The sequence below is a fragment of the Acinetobacter sp. ABJ_C5_2 genome (assembly GCF_044538485.1).
In the GTDB taxonomy this organism is placed as follows: Bacteria; Pseudomonadota; Gammaproteobacteria; order Pseudomonadales; family Moraxellaceae; genus Acinetobacter; species Acinetobacter nosocomialis_A.
This window is the reverse complement of sequence record NZ_JBIUCS010000003.1, coordinates 229,124-245,190: the sequence shown is the minus strand read 5'-3', so window position 1 is coordinate 245,190 and position 16,067 is coordinate 229,124. Positions and strand designations below refer to the sequence as shown.

The 16,067-nt window shown below is 36.3% G+C and carries 21 protein-coding genes, 1 tRNA gene and 1 pseudogene; 10 read left to right on the top strand and 13 right to left on the bottom strand.

The features are described 5' to 3' along the window. Positions 1-35 precede the first annotated feature (35 nt). Positions 36-452, bottom strand: a complete 417-nt coding sequence (locus ACH8JV_RS06310; RefSeq protein ID WP_272354573.1) for a carboxymuconolactone decarboxylase family protein — start codon at positions 450-452, stop codon at positions 36-38. Between the two features lie 111 nt (positions 453-563). Here ACH8JV_RS06310 and ACH8JV_RS06305 point away from each other — a divergent pair, with 111 nt between their 5' ends. Then, positions 564-878: a winged helix-turn-helix transcriptional regulator gene (locus ACH8JV_RS06305; RefSeq protein ID WP_396520225.1), complete on the top strand. Its 315-nt coding sequence runs from the start codon at positions 564-566 to the stop codon at positions 876-878. A gap of 32 nt (positions 879-910) precedes the next feature. Here ACH8JV_RS06305 and ACH8JV_RS06300 read toward each other — a convergent pair. Beyond that, a pseudogene (locus ACH8JV_RS06300) lies at positions 911-1,272 on the bottom strand (hypothetical protein). A 159-nt stretch (positions 1,273-1,431) separates the two neighbouring features. Here ACH8JV_RS06300 and ACH8JV_RS06295 point away from each other — a divergent pair. Further along, positions 1,432-1,785: a hypothetical protein gene (locus ACH8JV_RS06295; RefSeq protein ID WP_162282643.1), complete on the top strand. Its 354-nt coding sequence runs from the start codon at positions 1,432-1,434 to the stop codon at positions 1,783-1,785. 117 nt (positions 1,786-1,902) lie between these two features. After that, complete coding sequence (locus ACH8JV_RS06290; RefSeq protein WP_396520223.1) at positions 1,903-2,784, top strand: hypothetical protein; 882 nt, start codon at positions 1,903-1,905, stop codon at positions 2,782-2,784. 63 nt (positions 2,785-2,847) lie between these two features. Here the strand turns inward: ACH8JV_RS06290 and ACH8JV_RS06285 are convergent, their stop codons facing one another. Further along, a complete protein-coding gene (locus ACH8JV_RS06285) occupies positions 2,848-3,066 on the bottom strand; it encodes a DUF6500 family protein (protein WP_057106933.1) in 219 nt (72 codons plus the stop codon). A gap of 27 nt (positions 3,067-3,093) precedes the next feature. Next, entirely contained in the window at positions 3,094-3,429 is a 336-nt protein-coding gene (locus tag ACH8JV_RS06280) for a helix-turn-helix domain-containing protein (RefSeq protein ID WP_104919217.1), read from the bottom strand. Positions 3,430-3,545: 116 nt separating this feature from the next. Between ACH8JV_RS06280 and ACH8JV_RS06275 the strand changes: the two genes are divergently transcribed. Beyond that, the gene (locus tag ACH8JV_RS06275; protein WP_396520220.1) at positions 3,546-4,103 is read left to right on the top strand and encodes an NAD(P)H-dependent oxidoreductase; all 558 of its coding nucleotides are present in this window, start codon (positions 3,546-3,548) and stop codon (positions 4,101-4,103) included. Positions 4,104-4,192: 89 nt separating this feature from the next. Here the strand turns inward: ACH8JV_RS06275 and ACH8JV_RS06270 are convergent, their stop codons facing one another. Continuing rightward, complete coding sequence (locus ACH8JV_RS06270) at positions 4,193-5,479, bottom strand: glutamate-5-semialdehyde dehydrogenase (protein WP_396520218.1); 1,287 nt, start codon at positions 5,477-5,479, stop codon at positions 4,193-4,195. Next, positions 5,476-6,153, bottom strand: a complete 678-nt coding sequence (locus ACH8JV_RS06265) for a TetR/AcrR family transcriptional regulator (protein ID WP_396520216.1) — start codon at positions 6,151-6,153, stop codon at positions 5,476-5,478. The genes ACH8JV_RS06270 and ACH8JV_RS06265 overlap by 4 nt, the downstream gene beginning before the upstream one ends. Positions 6,154-6,398: 245 nt before the next feature. Between ACH8JV_RS06265 and ACH8JV_RS06260 the strand changes: the two genes are divergently transcribed. Both ACH8JV_RS06260 and ACH8JV_RS06255 read left to right on the top strand, forming a co-directional pair. After that, positions 6,399-6,857, top strand: a complete 459-nt coding sequence (locus ACH8JV_RS06260) for a hypothetical protein (protein ID WP_396520214.1) — start codon at positions 6,399-6,401, stop codon at positions 6,855-6,857. An 81-nt stretch (positions 6,858-6,938) separates the two neighbouring features. Beyond that, on the top strand, positions 6,939-7,280 hold the full coding sequence (locus ACH8JV_RS06255; RefSeq protein ID WP_396520212.1) for a DHCW motif cupin fold protein: 342 nt from the start codon (positions 6,939-6,941) through the stop codon (positions 7,278-7,280). 56 nt (positions 7,281-7,336) lie between these two features. Here ACH8JV_RS06255 and elbB read toward each other — a convergent pair whose 3' ends face one another. From elbB to ACH8JV_RS06240, 3 genes are all read right to left on the bottom strand, one after another. Continuing rightward, entirely contained in the window at positions 7,337-7,999 is a 663-nt protein-coding gene (gene elbB, locus ACH8JV_RS06250) for an isoprenoid biosynthesis glyoxalase ElbB (protein ID WP_396520210.1), read from the bottom strand. An 89-nt stretch (positions 8,000-8,088) separates the two neighbouring features. Then, positions 8,089-8,901: a helix-turn-helix transcriptional regulator gene (locus ACH8JV_RS06245; protein WP_396520208.1), complete on the bottom strand. Its 813-nt coding sequence runs from the start codon at positions 8,899-8,901 to the stop codon at positions 8,089-8,091. Between the two features lie 137 nt (positions 8,902-9,038). Further along, positions 9,039-9,128 (bottom strand) — tRNA-Ser (locus tag ACH8JV_RS06240). 117 nt (positions 9,129-9,245) lie between these two features. Here ACH8JV_RS06240 and ACH8JV_RS06235 point away from each other — a divergent pair. After that, the gene (locus ACH8JV_RS06235; RefSeq protein ID WP_396520206.1) at positions 9,246-11,123 is read left to right on the top strand and encodes a potassium transporter Kup; all 1,878 of its coding nucleotides are present in this window, start codon (positions 9,246-9,248) and stop codon (positions 11,121-11,123) included. A 57-nt stretch (positions 11,124-11,180) separates the two neighbouring features. Here the strand turns inward: ACH8JV_RS06235 and ACH8JV_RS06230 are convergent, their stop codons facing one another. After that, positions 11,181-11,600 (bottom strand): hypothetical protein, encoded by a 420-nt coding sequence (locus ACH8JV_RS06230; protein WP_396520204.1) that lies wholly within the window; start codon positions 11,598-11,600, stop codon positions 11,181-11,183. A 255-nt stretch (positions 11,601-11,855) separates the two neighbouring features. On the opposite strand from ACH8JV_RS06230, the gene ACH8JV_RS06225 reads away from it, so the two are divergent. The 3 genes from ACH8JV_RS06225 (at position 11,856) to ACH8JV_RS06215 (ending at position 13,920) form a co-directional block, all read left to right on the top strand. Further along, positions 11,856-12,938 carry a DNA/RNA non-specific endonuclease gene (locus ACH8JV_RS06225; RefSeq protein WP_016803782.1) on the top strand — a complete coding sequence of 361 codons (1,083 nt, stop codon included), beginning with the start codon at positions 11,856-11,858 and terminating at the stop codon, positions 12,936-12,938. Positions 12,939-13,032: 94 nt separating this feature from the next. Continuing rightward, a complete protein-coding gene (locus tag ACH8JV_RS06220) occupies positions 13,033-13,632 on the top strand; it encodes a LysE family translocator (RefSeq protein WP_039246060.1) in 600 nt (199 codons plus the stop codon). A 45-nt stretch (positions 13,633-13,677) separates the two neighbouring features. Continuing rightward, positions 13,678-13,920, top strand: a complete 243-nt coding sequence (locus ACH8JV_RS06215; RefSeq protein ID WP_000476056.1) for a hypothetical protein — start codon at positions 13,678-13,680, stop codon at positions 13,918-13,920. A gap of 10 nt (positions 13,921-13,930) precedes the next feature. Here ACH8JV_RS06215 and ACH8JV_RS06210 read toward each other — a convergent pair whose 3' ends face one another. The 3 genes from ACH8JV_RS06210 to ACH8JV_RS06200 all read right to left on the bottom strand — a co-directional run bounded on the left by ACH8JV_RS06210 (position 13,931) and on the right by ACH8JV_RS06200 (position 15,963). Next, entirely contained in the window at positions 13,931-14,095 is a 165-nt protein-coding gene (locus ACH8JV_RS06210) for a hypothetical protein (RefSeq protein ID WP_233930294.1), read from the bottom strand. A 41-nt stretch (positions 14,096-14,136) separates the two neighbouring features. Then, entirely contained in the window at positions 14,137-14,826 is a 690-nt protein-coding gene (aqpZ, locus tag ACH8JV_RS06205) for an aquaporin Z (RefSeq protein ID WP_396520202.1), read from the bottom strand. 132 nt (positions 14,827-14,958) lie between these two features. Continuing rightward, positions 14,959-15,963, bottom strand: a complete 1,005-nt coding sequence (locus tag ACH8JV_RS06200; RefSeq protein WP_396520200.1) for an AraC family transcriptional regulator ligand-binding domain-containing protein — start codon at positions 15,961-15,963, stop codon at positions 14,959-14,961. Positions 15,964-16,067 lie beyond the last annotated feature (104 nt).

Genomic DNA, 16,067 nt, shown 5'->3' with positions numbered 1-16,067 from the left:
AAAATTTGAATGCTCAAGCATATATTTCATGGGGCTTAATCGCCTAAAGTAATTCGAAGTCTGTTTAATGCCCCCATTAAAGAAATACTCGCCGTTAAATCTACAATCTCTTTTTCACTAAAATGCTGAGCCAAACTTTCTCGAGTCACCTCAATTTGTTTCGGGTCATTTAAAGAGGTAATTGCAGATGCAAATTCCAGTACGACTTTTTGTTTTTCAGAGAAAGCTTTTGAATGTTTATACCCCGGTATTTGGTCGATAACCTCTTGAGCTATGCCAAAGTCTCTTAACTCCTTGGAATGAAAAGCACAACAATACGCACAACCATTGATTTGAGATACATACAACTCGGCTAAAGCAGTCAGTTTTGGGTCTAAATCTGAAGATCTAATAGAAGAATGAGCTGAATATAAATGCCCGATAGTTTTCTTTGAAATTTCTTTATATTCCACAGTAAATATCCGTGATTAGTTAGATAGAAGCATTATTTATAATTAGGTATAGGTTGTAAATTAGGCATTTTTTTGTTATGTAGGTATATTTATTATACTTAGTAATCATCTATGAAAGATAACATTTCAGGCTGTACAGTCGAAGAAGCCATGACTGTTTTAGGTGGTCGTTGGCGCATGCTCATTATTTCTTTTTTATTAGAAAGAACCATGCGTTTTAATGAGTTACGCAGAGCAATTCCTAATATTTCTCAAAGAATGCTGACTTTTGAGCTACGTTTCTTAGAAGAAGAAGGCTTTATTTTAAGAGAAGTCTATGCACAAGTTCCTGTTAAGGTTGAATATTCTTTAACTGAGGAAGGCCGAAAACTAGAAAAATTAGTAGATGTATTAAAAGAAATTGGTGGATGGCTTAAATCGAGATAATTTTATTTGGTGTAAGAGGATGATTGTTTATTTTAAGGTGGGGAGCTCATGATTCGATAATTTTGAGCCAACTCATGAGCTAAATTTAGAATATATTTTTCAGGATTCTTTTTAATAATTTCATCAAAAAAATTAGGACTATTTTTAGAATTTCAGACACCTGAGTTGTGTCAGACTGACGTTGTAGAGCTAATAAAATAGTTAGTAATTCATATGTATAGTCTGGTTGAGCGTCATTTTTAAGAAGCTTTATAACATGGGAAGAAAATTCAAAAGCTTCTGCGGCTGATAGTGAATAAACTTTTTCATCAATGAAAGTAGATAAATACCATTCATCCAATTCTTCTTTTGAGGCTAATTTTTCAAGAAAACTAGATAAAGCATTTATAAACATGTTTATTCTTTCAATTTTTATAAACTAACATAATATACTGTTCTGGTTTATCTATCATGTTTGATAACTAATCAAAGCTTATTGTTTTCTAAAAGTTATATTCTATCTTTGGAACAGAAGTAAAAGTATTTTGCTTTCTCCTTAAAAGGAAAGTTTGTAATGAAACACAAGTTAATATTTATTTTTTCAATTATTCTTATACTTACAGGTTGTGGGAAAAAATATACGATTACTCCAGAGGAATTACCAGTTGCATATATTAATAAAGAATATCAAAAAATTATTAAGATTTCTGGTGGCAAGGTTGTCGACCAGTACGCTAAATTAGAAACTGATATTCCTGAAGATCTAGGCGTAATAGTCAAGCCTAATGATTTAGATGGCTACAATGTTATACAAATCAAAGGTATTCCCAAGCACAAAGGAGAATATACCATTCATATCAGGGCCGATTTTTTTGGAGGGGGTGGTGCTGAAATTGACAAGATATATAACCTTATTGTCCAGGATTAAAATTAATTCAGGGTTTAGCTAAGGTATTTAAAATATTTTCATTTAATGTAAAGAATCCTTAGAAAAGAACTAAAAAATATCGCAGAGTAGGGAAATGGCAAAGTAGAGAAGATTGTAATGATGGAAAAATTTAGACAACATTTCTTAATTGTTATTTTTGGATTATTACTATCGGCTTGTCAGCCAACATTAGAACATAATGAGAATTTGATTATGAATCAGCAGGCCTACACTTTGTATATGGGTGAAAAAGGTATTCAAAATTTTTCAAATTATAATGATGGCAATGTCGATAATCACCCAGCTGGCGTTAGCTTTAGAGAACTTCAGTTTTCTCCTCCTAACTTAGGAAAATTAACTATAGATAATGGTCCTAACAGTTTGCTAATTGAGCATGTTTTTTCTGTATTAGGTACTCAATATGATAAGAATGAAGGTATTCAAGTTTTAGATATAGATGCTGGCTTAACAAAAGAAGAATTTAATACTCCAGAACAAGCTTATCAAAACTATGTGGCTTTAATGAAACGTATTAATCAGGCTGGTTGGAAAAACTATTTCTTCACAGATGCTCCGCGTATCGCTAAAGAAGATAATATTAAGCATCTATCGAAAAGTCGTGATGTTATTGATCCAAGCTATATTTTTAGTTTTGAAGAATGGAAAAATATAATAAATAATATTCCTACAAAATCATTAGGATATCGTCTATATGCTAATGGAGTTATTTTAGATATAAGTTTAAAAAGAACAGCTAAAAATGAGCGGAATGAAGAGCAATATATGCTTAGATTTAGCTTTCAGAGTGTTCGTTACAATGAAAGAGACTCAATTCCTGACTCTGATAAAATGACACCTGATGAATTCGAGCAAGCATTTAAAAAGAGAGTAATTGAAAATCAAAAATATCGGGAAAAGGAAGAGAGAAAAGCTAAGACTGAGGGCTATCATATCGATGAAGAATATACAGATCCTGATGTTTGGCCATATGTTAAGTAAATGCTTTTAAAATAATAAAAAGGCTTAAACTATTTAAATTTAAGCCTTTTCGAATAACTCTAATTATTGTTCACTCAAAACCAATTCTTTAATCTTCACAGCTTTCTCAAAGTGATCTAATTTATGCTCCATAATCCACCAATGCGCTGCTTCCATGAGTAGCTCAGGGTTATCATTCTTATTTTTAAAAAAAGCATAAAAAGATAGACCGACATTGTCTCCCTTCTTTTCAATTTTATCGTCGCATCCCTTAATAAAAATTTCTCTTAATTCATTTCTCATATTTAGTATCACTTCAAGTCTATAAAACTAAGACGGCTTATTTTGCTCGCCCCATTGGCACATCATATCTAATAAAGGAATTAAAGATTGCCCTTTTTCTGAAAGTCGATACTCAACCTTTGGCGGAATTTGAGGATATTCCTTGCGGGTAATCAGTCCATCTCTTTCCAATTCTTTAAGTGTATTGCTGAGTGTTCTAAATGAAATATTGCCAATGCAGCGTTGCATCTCATTAAAACGCATGACATTTTTTTCATACAGCCAATACATAATAATCATTTTATATTTGCCATTAATCAAAGAAAGGGTGTAGCCAAAACCCGTATCTTCTAATGAAGTATTTGATGGTACGCATTCATCCATTTTTAAAATCTACACTATCTTTTAGTATAGTATATAACACAAATTACCGTACTTATATTTAGGAAAGCACACTTCTATAATCGATTTATCAACTTCCTGATAAGAGTGTTTTCATAATGAAAAAGACATTAGTCATTGTTACCCATCCTCACATAGACCAGTCTGTTGTAAATAAAAGATGGGTAGAAGAATTAGAAAAACACCCAGACCAATTTACGGTTCACCAAATTTATCAAGCCTACCCAGATGGGGTGATTGATGTTGCCAAAGAACAAGCACTGGTCGAAGAGCACGAAAATCTAGTATTTCAATTTCCAGTGTATTGGTTTAACTGTCCGCCGCTATTGAAACAATGGCTTGATGAAGTTTTAACATATGGTTGGGCTTATGGTTCAACAGGTGACAAGCTTAAAAATAAGAAATTTATGTTAGCTGTGTCTGCTGGTGTGAAAGAAAAAGTTTATTCAGAGTATGGTGAATATAAGCTTTCTTTAGAGCAAATTTTTACTCCATTTAAGCTAACAGCTTTATATGTTGGGGCAGACTATCAACCGCTTCATGCATTTTATGGTATAGACACAAATCCTTCTGAAGATGATGATGTTCCGACTCAACAAGACGTAGCAAATAATGCGATTGAGTATGTTCAGAAGTTATTAGCGTTGTCTGAATAGCTTTAAAGATAGAAAGGCCTAAATCGATATGATTTAGGCCTTTAAATAATTTCCTTCATACGAGAATGAAGCAATTTATTGGGTGTACTTTATATTGAATGCTTAAACTTCCTAGTTTCATTGACATAGTCATCTACAGTATGTAGCTGCCCTACCAAATGATATTTATAGGTCATTAAGCCTTCTATTGCGACTGGTCCCCGTGGCAAAATTTTATTAGTGCTTATTCCTACTTCTGCTCCAAAGCCATAACGATAACCATCGGCAAAGCGGGTTGAACAGTTGTGATACACATTTGCGGAATCTACTTGCTGCATAAAAATTTCAGCATTTTGAGCATTCTTTGTAATGATTGAATCGGTGTGGTGTGAACCATATTGATTGATATGAGTAATAGCCTCATCCAGATTGTTTACAATCTTCAAATTGATACTATGGTCGCCATATTCAATTGACCACGACTCAGGTGAAGGAAAATCCCTGTTTAAAATTCTGGAAATCTGTTGAGATGCATAAATATTTACCTGAAGCTGATCTAGTCTTAAAGCTAAAAGAGGAAGAAACTCAGCAGCAATAGATCGGTTAATTAGAACAGTCTCTACAGCATTGCATGCTGCTGGATATTGAACTTTAGAGTCTATGATCATTTTTAATGATTGCTCAATATCACCAATCTCATCAACATAAATATGACAAACTCCATCTGCATGGCCCATAACAGGGATGTTTGTATTTTTTTGAATATATTCAACTAATGTTTTCGAGCCTCTAGGAATAATCAAATCAATATATTCATCCTCTTTCAATAAAATATCTATTTGAGATCTTGCATGCAAAAGGGTGAGCATTTCTAGAGGAATCTGTCTTTTTGAAAGAATTTGGTGAACAATTGACATTAGATAGTTACATGTACTCTGTGCTTCTACACCAGGTTTTATAATCATAAAATTATTGGTTTTAATGCCGATGCCAATAATCTGCAAAAAAGCATCAGGTCTGGCTTCCAGAATGACCCCTATGACTCCAATTGGGTAAGTTTTTTTAATGAGAAGAAGATCATCATCTAATTCTTTAGCAAACTCAATTTGTCCAACTGGATCATCAAGATTTATTAATTTTTCTAAGCCATGAATACAGCTTTGTATCTTATTCTCATTTAACTCTAAGCGGTCTAATAAGGACTCGTTTATGCCTTGTGCTTTGGCTTGTTCATAATCATCTTTACTAAGATCAATAATTGTCTGTCTTTCTATCTGAATTGCCTCAGCAATTTTTTTTAATATTAGGTTTCTGTCCTCAATACTTAGAACTGTTTTTTTTGACAGGAAATTAATCTTTTTTATTAAATCGGGTAAACCATCATTTATAAATTTCATAATGGTTTTTTCTCATTATTTGATGATTCTACAAAGTTATCTGAATCATAAATATCACAAACGAGTGTGTCATCATTACCATTGTCTGAGACTTCTCTGTAATCATAATCTTGTTTTTTTATAAGTGGTTTATTTAGATCTGTGGACAGTACTAGAGAATCATATTTTTTAATTAACTGATTTAAGCATCTGTTCACGGGATTTGGATTTTTTACAACTTTCATCATAATTACACTTCCTTCAAATAAAGAAATTACATCTTCAGCAAAAATATTCTTTGAATGGTTATTGATAGTTTCATCCATTGAATTGATTAAAAATTCTTTCCAACTTTCAAAAAAGGCAAGAACTTTAGTCTGTGCAGAGGCAGGAAGATTTTCTGATAAAAGATTGGCCATTAAACAAGCCTCTTCCTTAATAAAAAAATCTGCTGTTCTTATTAAAATTTCATAAATTTTTTTAGAATTTTTTATTTGAATATATTCAAAAAAATTTAATTCAACTGTAGCGATAACTTCTAATAATATCTCCTCTTTGCTTGCAAAGTGAGTGTATAAACTTCCCTTTAGAAGTCCAGTTGCAGTAGCAATATCTCCAACAGTTGTTGCATTAAATCCTTTATTTTTAAAGATAGAGGTTGATTCTGAAATAATTCTATCGGCGCTTTTACCCATAACATTACCTAATATAAAAAACAAACAAACGTTTGTTTTTTATATTAGGTAATGTTAGATGAAATTTCAACAATATCTTTATTTAAGTTAGTCTATTAAAAATTTTAGAGATATAAATCAAGAGTAATTGATGAATTTTGAAAAAATGAAGTAACAAATTCTCTATATTACATAGAGAAAATAAATATATTAAGTGATTAATTTTATTTATAAATTTAATATTTTTAAGATTAAAAGGAAGCCAAATGCTAAAGTCTAGAATCTTTATAACTATCGGACTACTTCTTGCAGGATTATGTTTATTTGCAGCCTTTAAGGCATACGAGAAAAAGGTTAATTCTGAAAAAGAACAAGCGAGTCGAGTGGCTATTTCCTTTTTTAATTCACTTTCTAATGGAGATTTAGCCACAGCATATAAACATGTTTGGTCCGGTGAGAACTTAAATATTCGAAGTGCTGAAATAGCTAAGGTCTATAAAGACTCAAAAATTTTAGAAGTGCTAAAAGTTCGTTACGACTCAGCAAAAAATAGACCTGACTACTATCAACAATTTTATAAAATGATTTCACTTACCATAAAGATAAAAACAGTACATGCGGATCTTGCTGGTAACCCTGCGGGAACCTATATTGTGTTTGTAACTGTTGTAAAAAAGGATCCAAAATCTAATTGGTTAGTCACTGAGTTAGGTAGTGGGGCCTAATAAATAATTATTTTTAAATCCTTTGCAAAACCCAATTTTGTCTATAAGTTGAAAATACAATAATGCATCTTTGGAAAAACTATGAATATCGCGCCTTTTCCATTTCAAATTACAAACTGGGAAGAAATAGAAGTTACTGAGTATAGCGGTGAAACAGGAAAAGCTTATTGGAAAACCCAATTTTTTGGTGAAGAAACAAATAAAATTAGAGTAAGACTTGTCGAGTACTCAGCAAACTATTTAGCAGACCATTGGTGTGAAAAAGGACACATATTATTTTGCCTAGCAGGTGAGCTAGAAAGCAGATTGAAAGACGGGCGAACATTTACTTTAACCTCAGGCATGAGTTATCAAGTAGGTGATAACTCGGAACCCCATCAGTCTTTTAGCTTGAATGGTGCGAAGTTACTTATCGTTGATTAGATTTAAAGAACGCAATCAAATAAAGGGATAGCTATTTCTATCCCTCATCAAACATCTTAATTTGCTAAAGCTGTCATGGCATCAATCAAGCTTGTAATTCCTGTATAGATATCCTTTAAATGGGCTTGGTCATCCATATAGGCAGGGGTAGTAACAAATAAATTTTGTTGATCGACCACACATTCTGAGGTTTGACAGACGTGATGAATCGAGCCTGTTTTTTCAATTTCCTTAGCAATGTTAAAGTCAGACCCTAACGTAATAGTTGGGTGTAACTCTCCAAACATAAGCGCTAAAAGCGCAGGGGATATACAGATTGCCCCAATCGGTTTTTTGTTCTGATGAAACGCTTTTAAAATTGAAGCTACCGTACCATGTACACGTGCCTCTGCGCCTTTAAACGCAAAAGTTGATAAGTTTTTTGCGACACCAAAGCCACCCGGCAAAATAAGACCATCAAATTCATTTGCATCGAGTTTATGAAGTAGTGAAATTTCACCTCGGGCAATTCTTGCCGCTTCTTGTAAAACATTTCTCTGTTCAGTCATGTTTATTTCGCCGCTTACATGGTCAATAACATGGAACAAAGGCTCATCGGGTGCAAAAATTTGATATTCAATATTTGCTGTATCTAAGGCTAACAGGGTTAAAACAGACTCTCTAATTTCAGAACCATCTAAATAACCACAACCCGATAAAATTACTGCTACTTTTTTCATTTACTTTCTTAACGACCTTTTAAAGTGTGCAAAAGATCTTAAGTTTTCTTCTAAAAGTTTTTTATACGCAGATTTGCCATATATTCGCCCTAAGTGAGCATTTTGGTTTTGCGTAGCTCACGTGGGGTAATCCCAAACAAGTTTTTAAATTGTTCAGTAAATCGGGATTGAGATTGATAGCCACATTCAAAAGCAATATTTCCAATGCTGTCATTGGTGGTTTGAAGTAAGTGTAATCCGTGTCCCAGCCTTACTCTATTTCGAATGTCTTGAATGCTGTTTCCTTCGCTTTTTAGTTTTCTTCGTAGCGTCGATGAACTCATAAAAAGTTGAGCCGCGATAAATTCAGCGGTGAGTTCTGTAGACAAATGATCAGAAATGAAAGCCTGAACTTTTTCACTCAAGCTTGTATTCATATTGAGTTTAGCAATATCGGTATAGCCCGAATAATAAATAAGCTCTAAAAGCTCCCTTTTTCTAAATTTAAACGCAGAAGGAGGGGCAACTAAAGAGAAGGCTATAAACTGATACAGGGCACTTTCTAAAAGAGAATTAAGCTGGCCTTGAACATAGTTTCGAGAAGCTCTCGCGTTTTGAGGCAAGTCATTAAAATCTTCAAAATCAAATTCGATAAGAAGAGCGAAATATTCTTCCTGATCTGGAATATTACGCATATCAATGCTGGAGCTGTTGGCTAAAAAAATAAAAGAACCAGCATCACACTTAATATTTTCAGTTTTTCCAAGTTCTTTGTATCCACTTAATACAATAATGAGTAAGGGTTTAGAAATCGGAACGTTTGTGATTTTTTGCTCTTGGTAAGCTGAATAGACCGCAAAAGGCAGGTTTAAGTTGCTATGTTCGAGCAGGCTTTTTTTAGCTAAAGAAATAAGATTCTTCATTGAATTTAAATGCTTAATAAAATTTAGGCGTTGTCATGGATGTAAAAATTATCAATATTTTTTGGGCTATTTTTTAATGTTTGAGCCAATAAAAAAGCTTAAACCGATTAAGTTTAAGCTTTTTTAAATTTGAATTCTGGCGGTGAGAGAGGGATTCGAACCCTCGATACGCGCAAACGTATACACACTTTCCAGGCGTGCTCCTTCAGCCACTCGGACACCTCACCAAGGCGTGCGATAGTAACTAAAAAATCAGGTTCTGCCAAGATTTAAGACGAGCATTACAGAAAAAAAATAATAGAGGTGATAAGATTGCGCTAAAAATCTATTGGTTTAATTACACAATGCAAAATACGGCCAAAAAAGCGACCTTGCCTGCCACGGCTTTGGCAGCTCTTGGGGTGGTCTTTGGAGACATCGGAACGAGTCCGCTCTATGCCTTGAAAGAGTCCTTCCATGCTGCCCATGGTTTGGGAATTCAGCCTGAAAACGTATTAGGAATTTTATCCATTATTTTTTGGTGCTTAATGCTGATCATCAGCATCAAGTATGTCGCAATTGTCATGCGTGCAGACAACAATGGCGAAGGCGGTATTATGGCCTTACTCGCATTGAATTTGCGTAAAGCAAAAATTGCCGACAACAAAAAAATCTACATGATTGCCATTGGTTTTATTGGGGCATCACTGTTCTTTGGTGACGGTATTATTACCCCTGCAATTTCGGTATTGTCTGCGGTCGAAGGGTTGTCCATTGCAACCAACGTTTTTGACCCGTTCATTATGCCAATTGCAATTGCCATTATCATCACGCTATTTTTAGTGCAAAAACATGGTACGGCCTTTGTAGGTAAGTTCTTTGGTCCTATTACGCTTGTGTGGTTTATCTCGTTAGGCGCATTAGGCCTTCATAGCGTTATTCAAACACCAATTGTACTCGGCATGTTTAGCCCGCATTGGGCAATTCAGTTTATCTACCATCATCCAGTCATGACGTTTTTTGTGATGGGTGCTGTGGTGTTAACCGTGACAGGTGGTGAAGCACTTTATGCCGACATGGGACATTTTGGACCAGTTCCGATTCGTCTTGCGTGGTTCTTTGTGGTGTTGCCATGCCTAGTTTTAAACTATGCAGGACAGGGCGCATTGTTACTACGCGACCCTGCGGCAATTGAAAACCCGTTCTATTTACTGGTTCCTCAGTGGGCACTTTACCCAATGATTATTATGGCGACTATGGCAACAGTGATTGCCTCTCAAGCCGTAATTTCTGGGGTATTCTCTCTTGCTCGTCAAGCGATTCAATTGGGTTATTTACCACGTTTAAGTATTAAACATACCTCTGAGTCTGAAGAAGGTCAGATCTATGTACCGTTCTTAAACTGGTTACTTTTAATCGCAATTATTATCTTAATTCTGATTTTCAAAACCAGCTCAAACTTGGCAAGTGCTTATGGTTTAGCAGTAACTTTAACCATGCTCTGTGACACGATTTTGGTTTCCATCTTTATCTACTCAGCGTGGAAATGGAGCTGGCCAAAAGTGGTGTTACTGATTATTCCATTCTTCATTCTAGAATCGGTTTTAGTCGCAGCAACTTCACTTAAAGTGTTATCAGGTGGTTGGGTGCCGTTACTCATTGGTGGTATTGCGGTTACCATCTTAATGACATGGAAACGTGGTCGTGAGCTTACTTTTGCCAAACTTGAACATGACACTTTAGCTTTAGATTTGTTTGTGAAAAGTATTGGTAATAGCGTGCACTGGGTGCCGGGTGATGCCGTGTTTATGACAGGTACACCAAACGTTGTGCCACATGCCATGCTGCATAACATTAAGCACAACAAAGTGCTGCATCAGCGTAATATCTTGGTGACTGTGGTGATTGAAGATGTGCCATTCGTTCCACCAGAAGAGCGTATTACGACAGAAGCTTTAGCTGAACATTTCTACCGTATTAAAATTTTCTACGGCTTTAAAGATGAAATGAATGTGCCAAAAGCGCTTATGCAAGCTTATGAGCAGTTAGGTCTTGAATATGACTTAATGCATATCAGCTTCTTTATTTCTCGTGACCGTATTGTTCACTCGGTGGGTGATGGTATGTCGCCGTGGAGAGAAAAGCTGTTTATTTCGATGCAGCGTAACACCAGTCCGGTGAGCGACTTCTACCAAATTCCAACCAATCGTGTGGTGGAGTTAGGTAGTCAAATCGAAATATAAAAATTTGATGTAATAAAAAAAACCAAGACATAAGTCTTGGTTTTTTTATGGCTCTGATTATTGAGCTTGTGACATCGGTGCATCTGCTGGCAATGCGCCATCTTTTGCCATTGGGTCTGCTGACTGATTTGGGTCAGCTGGTGGCGGTGGTGTATTTGGGTCTTGTGGCGCTGGAGCAGCCATTTCACCGCCCGCAGGAGGTGCTGGTGGTACATCTGCTGGAGGAGCAGGAGGGACATCAGCTGGAATAGGGGCACCAGTAGGGGCTGCACCTGTTGGCGGAGCAGAAACGGGTTGTACTTTCCCACTATTCACTAAATCACTAATAGAGCCAGGTTGCCCATTGACGGTTGTAGTGACTTTTACTTTAGACAAACTTTCTAAAGTTTCACCTGGTTGAACAGCAGGTTCAGCTAGGGCTGCCATACTGCACAGTCCAGCAATTACGCCAATACCAATAATCTTTGAATGGATCATTAAATGGACTCCGTTTATATTTTTATCCAAATTTGTGGAGCTAACCATGTCATAAGGCATGAGGGCTTTTCAATGAAAGATACGCAATTAACCCAATTCAATAGTGAAAGTTCCTCACAATGCCAACAAACTGTTACCGAACAAGAAATGGAGTTACAAAAAAGATGACCATGTTTTAACCATTTGAAAGATAAGCGATATACTTAAAAAAGCAGGATTGTTAAGCTGCGTGTGGACAGTGGTATTGATAGAAACATGGCTAGTAAAAAAAGTAGTTCAGGCATCTTCGGTGATTTTTCTTTAAGTGAGCATTTTGGCAAAATTGTACTTGCCGGAGTGGCAGCAGGAAGTTTTGCCTTCGCTTTTGGCGGTGAAAAAATTTCACAGTGGTTTTCGCCTTTAAGCACCAACTCGACTTGTCTAAACCAGTTTTATCGCGAAATTCCACCTGCTTTAAATAAAGACAGCTTAAAAAAAGACAGTTATCCGCTGTGCTTTAATGGTTTCAATGTCTTGTACTCGGGTATGTCTAAAACGCCGTTATGGTCAGCTGAATATCTAAGTCCAGAACGTTTAAGCACTAAAATTAAACGTGAAGATAATTTCCACGAAGAAACTCGCGTTCCTGAGCGTCACCGTTCACTGTTAAGCGATTATCGTGGTTCAGGCTATGACCGCGGGCACATGTCACCAAATGGTGATATGCCGACTAAGGACTCTCAGTACGATAGCTTCTCGCTCAGTAATATGGTTCCGCAGGCACCTAAAAATAATCAGGAAGTTTGGCGTAAGCTTGAAGATGCTACGCGCGCTGTGGTTACTAAGCAAAAGCAAGATGCTTATATCGTGACGGGACCAATTTTCGAAGGTCAACGACTCAAAACGATTGGTCGTGGTGTCCTCGTTCCAAGCGCAGTGTATAAGGCTGTTTATTATCCTAAAACTGGCGCAATTGGCGCTTACTACGCACCAAATAACAACTCGCAGCAGGTTAAGGTCGTGAGTGTTTGTTATTTAGAAGAAAAGCTGGGAATTAACCTATTCCCTCAACTCACCGAACAACAAAAGCGTAATGTCTATCGTCTGCCGTTAACATCTAGCCAAGTTAAGCCAAACCAGAAGCTAGATTATTTACACTGGGATGGAGAAAGCCAGTGTGAACGAGACTTAAGTACAGATCAGATTCACGCATTACAAGACCAGTTTAAAAAGCAGAAAAGTACTTCTTCTGAACCTATGGAATCAAAAGTTCCAAGTATTGATGAAGAAACCAGAAAAGCCATTGTGAAACAATTGGTAGAAGCTTTGGTGAACTATTTCTTGCAAATCATTAAATAAGTATTTGTAGGAAGTATTGCGCAGTTCTTATTCAATACAATAAGATGAATATACAGATCTGTCTGTTCATCTTATTCAAATAAGGACAATAACAATGTTTGCCTCGATGTTTCTTTTTTCTTTTGCCATGTCTATTACTCCAGGTCCCGTCAATACCGTTATTTTATCGACCAGCTTAAATCACGGTCTAAAAAGATCGCTTCCCTATATTTCAGGTGCCACCATTGGCTTTACCTTGCTTTTGATTTTTATGGCATTTGGCCTGCAAAGTGTATTAACTCAATTTCCAGTTGTCTTAAAAATTCTTGCAGTTTGTGGAACGCTATTTGTTTGCTATATCGGGATTAAAATTATTCTTTCTGCTGCAAATATTTCTATTTCCAGTGTTCCTGTAGAACAGATGATTATTCCCAATTTTAAAGATGGGTTCTTGTTACAGTGGCTGAACCCTAAAGCATGGTTGGCTTGTGTATCGGGTATTACCATGTTTACCAGTATTGAAAACCCGCAGGCATTACCAGTCTTTATTGTTATTTATTTTTTCACCTGTTATGTATGTTTGTTCTTTTGGGGATTTTGCGGCGATAAATTTTCAGTGGTGCTAAACCAAGGCAACCGTTTGAAATATTTTAATATCTTGATGGGCGCTTTTTTAATTTTATCGGCACTTTTAATTTTGATTGATTTTTTTTAAATTGATCGTATTACACTGTGAAGATATAACAACGAGACCATACTTATGTTTAAGCCATTTGAAAAGGGTACAGAGTCTTCTTCAATTGAAGATTTAACATTAGAAAATGATGTCGATTGCGTGAGCATTTATGGCAATTTGCAAATTACCAAAGACAAAGTCGGCTTAGAGCAAGCAAAGGCACTACAGAGCTTTTTAAACGATGTGGTTGCAGCTTTGGAAAAAGAAGAATTGCCTGAGAAAATTGAACGACCAGCTGAACAAGAAGTGAATAATCCGTTTTTATAATTTATGTATGCTATACATGATATTTAGCATGATCATGCTGCCATACAGTCTTTAATACCACGTTGAATTTTATTGAATGTGTATAGACATTTTTTACTTTTGAAAGCCCAAAAGTAAACAAAAGGCTTTGTTGATCAGAGGGTACATCCATGTACCCCTGCTCAACAGGTGACATCCATGTCACCCTCCGCGATAGTAGATTACATCTAGGTAAAGTTAATCCTTATCCCCAGCAACCCCCTTATAAATAATTGCCCCAATCACAGCACCTAAAATCGGCGCTACCCAGAACAACCACAACTGACTTAAAGCACCAGTTTGAGCAAAGAATGCAACACCTGTACTACGTGCAGGGTTCACCGAAGTATTTGTCACTGGAATACTGATTAAGTGAATAAGCGTTAATGCAAGACCAATCGCAATAGGTGCAAAACCAGCAGGTGCACGACCATGTGTTGATCCTAAAATAATGATTAAGAAGAACGCAGTAAGTACCACTTCAATAATAAAAGCAGAACCTAGACCAAATTTATTTGGAGATAAATCACCAAAACCATTTGAAGCAAAACCGCCCACACCAGTAAAGCCAGCTTGACCTTGAGCGATAATATAGAGAACAAATGCAGCAGCAGTTGCACCAACCACTTGTGCAACAATATAAGGAATTAAATCTTTAATATCGAAACGGCCGCCGACCCAAAGACCGACACTGACCGCGGGGTTAAAATGGCCACCAGAGATATGCCCGAGAGCATAAGCACCAGTGAGTACGGTTAAACCAAAGGCAAGGGCTACACCTGCAAAGCCAATACCAAGTTCAGGGAAAGCTGCGGCTAACACTGCGCTACCACAACCACCAAAGACTAGCCAAAACGTACCTAAGAATTCAGCAAAATATTTATTCATTGTGATTACTCATCTATTGATCTATTTTTTAATTAATGTGAAATATGTCACAAAAAATTAAGCATGTGACTATATGAAATTTTTGTTTTCAGTGTTGTTTTAATCAAGAAAAGATTTGTAAGTTTTGGTTGGTTATTCTTTGTCTAAAAATTGAACTCGCCATTGTTGGGGTGTTTGATTGGTCCAATGTTTAAATGCTCTTTGAAAAGCACTTTGTTCTGAGTAACACAGTAAAAGTGCAATCTCTTGCAAGCTTAAATGCGGGTCTTTTAGATACTCGGTTGCGAGCATAAAGCGCACTTGTTGCACGCGTTCCTGAAAGGTGGTGTTTTGCTGTTGTAAATGGCGTTGGAGTTGGCGAACAGATAGGCCTAATTGAGCAGCAATATATTCAATGTGATATTGATTCTTTTGTAAGCCAGTTAAAATGGAGTGCTGTAAACGCTGATCGAGTTGAGTCGAATTTGGTAATTGTTCTAACAGTGCTTGGGCTTGCTGAACCAATAACTGTTGTAGAGTGTGGTCAGCGCTGCTAAGTGGTTTATGAATTTCGGTAATTGGAATAAGTAACTCTGTACGCGGCTGGCTAAAACGAACAGGACATTGAAAATATTGTTCATAAACCCTGATATTTTTAGGGGCAGTATTTAAGAAATGTACCTCATGTACATGTACATCTTCATGAGACATAAAAAGACGTAAGAATTGAATTACCAGGGCAATTGCGATTTCATCAGTAAGCTGAGTAGGGTGTAGTTCAGTCGCCTCCCAGCGAATAGAAGCATATTGTTCATATAGCTCAACCACTAATGGGCTACCGTCATAAATCAGACGGTGAAAGTCATGATAGCGAATTAAGGCTTCACCTAGGTTATCGCAAGAGAGCGCTAGATAAGCAATAATTCCTAAGTGTTTGGGTTGCACATATTTGGCAATTTCTAGGCCTAATCCCGGCTTAGGGTCCAGTTTATAAATCACTTCTAACAAGTCACGCCAAACCACATAGTCAAAGCGTTCCAGATTTTGAATTTGTTCTAATTGCTCAGGAATAGTTAACTGGTTGGCTTCACAATAAGCTTTTAATAGATGTCCCAGTCCTCCATACACCGAGCCTGTATAATTTTTTAGTTGTGGCATCCGTGACCACCTCTTTCTTGTCGTGATTTGTCAATGAAACCATAAATTCTGGTCAATACCTAGCATAACGAATTTTATATGCTCAATAAAAAGAAAAAGGAGTT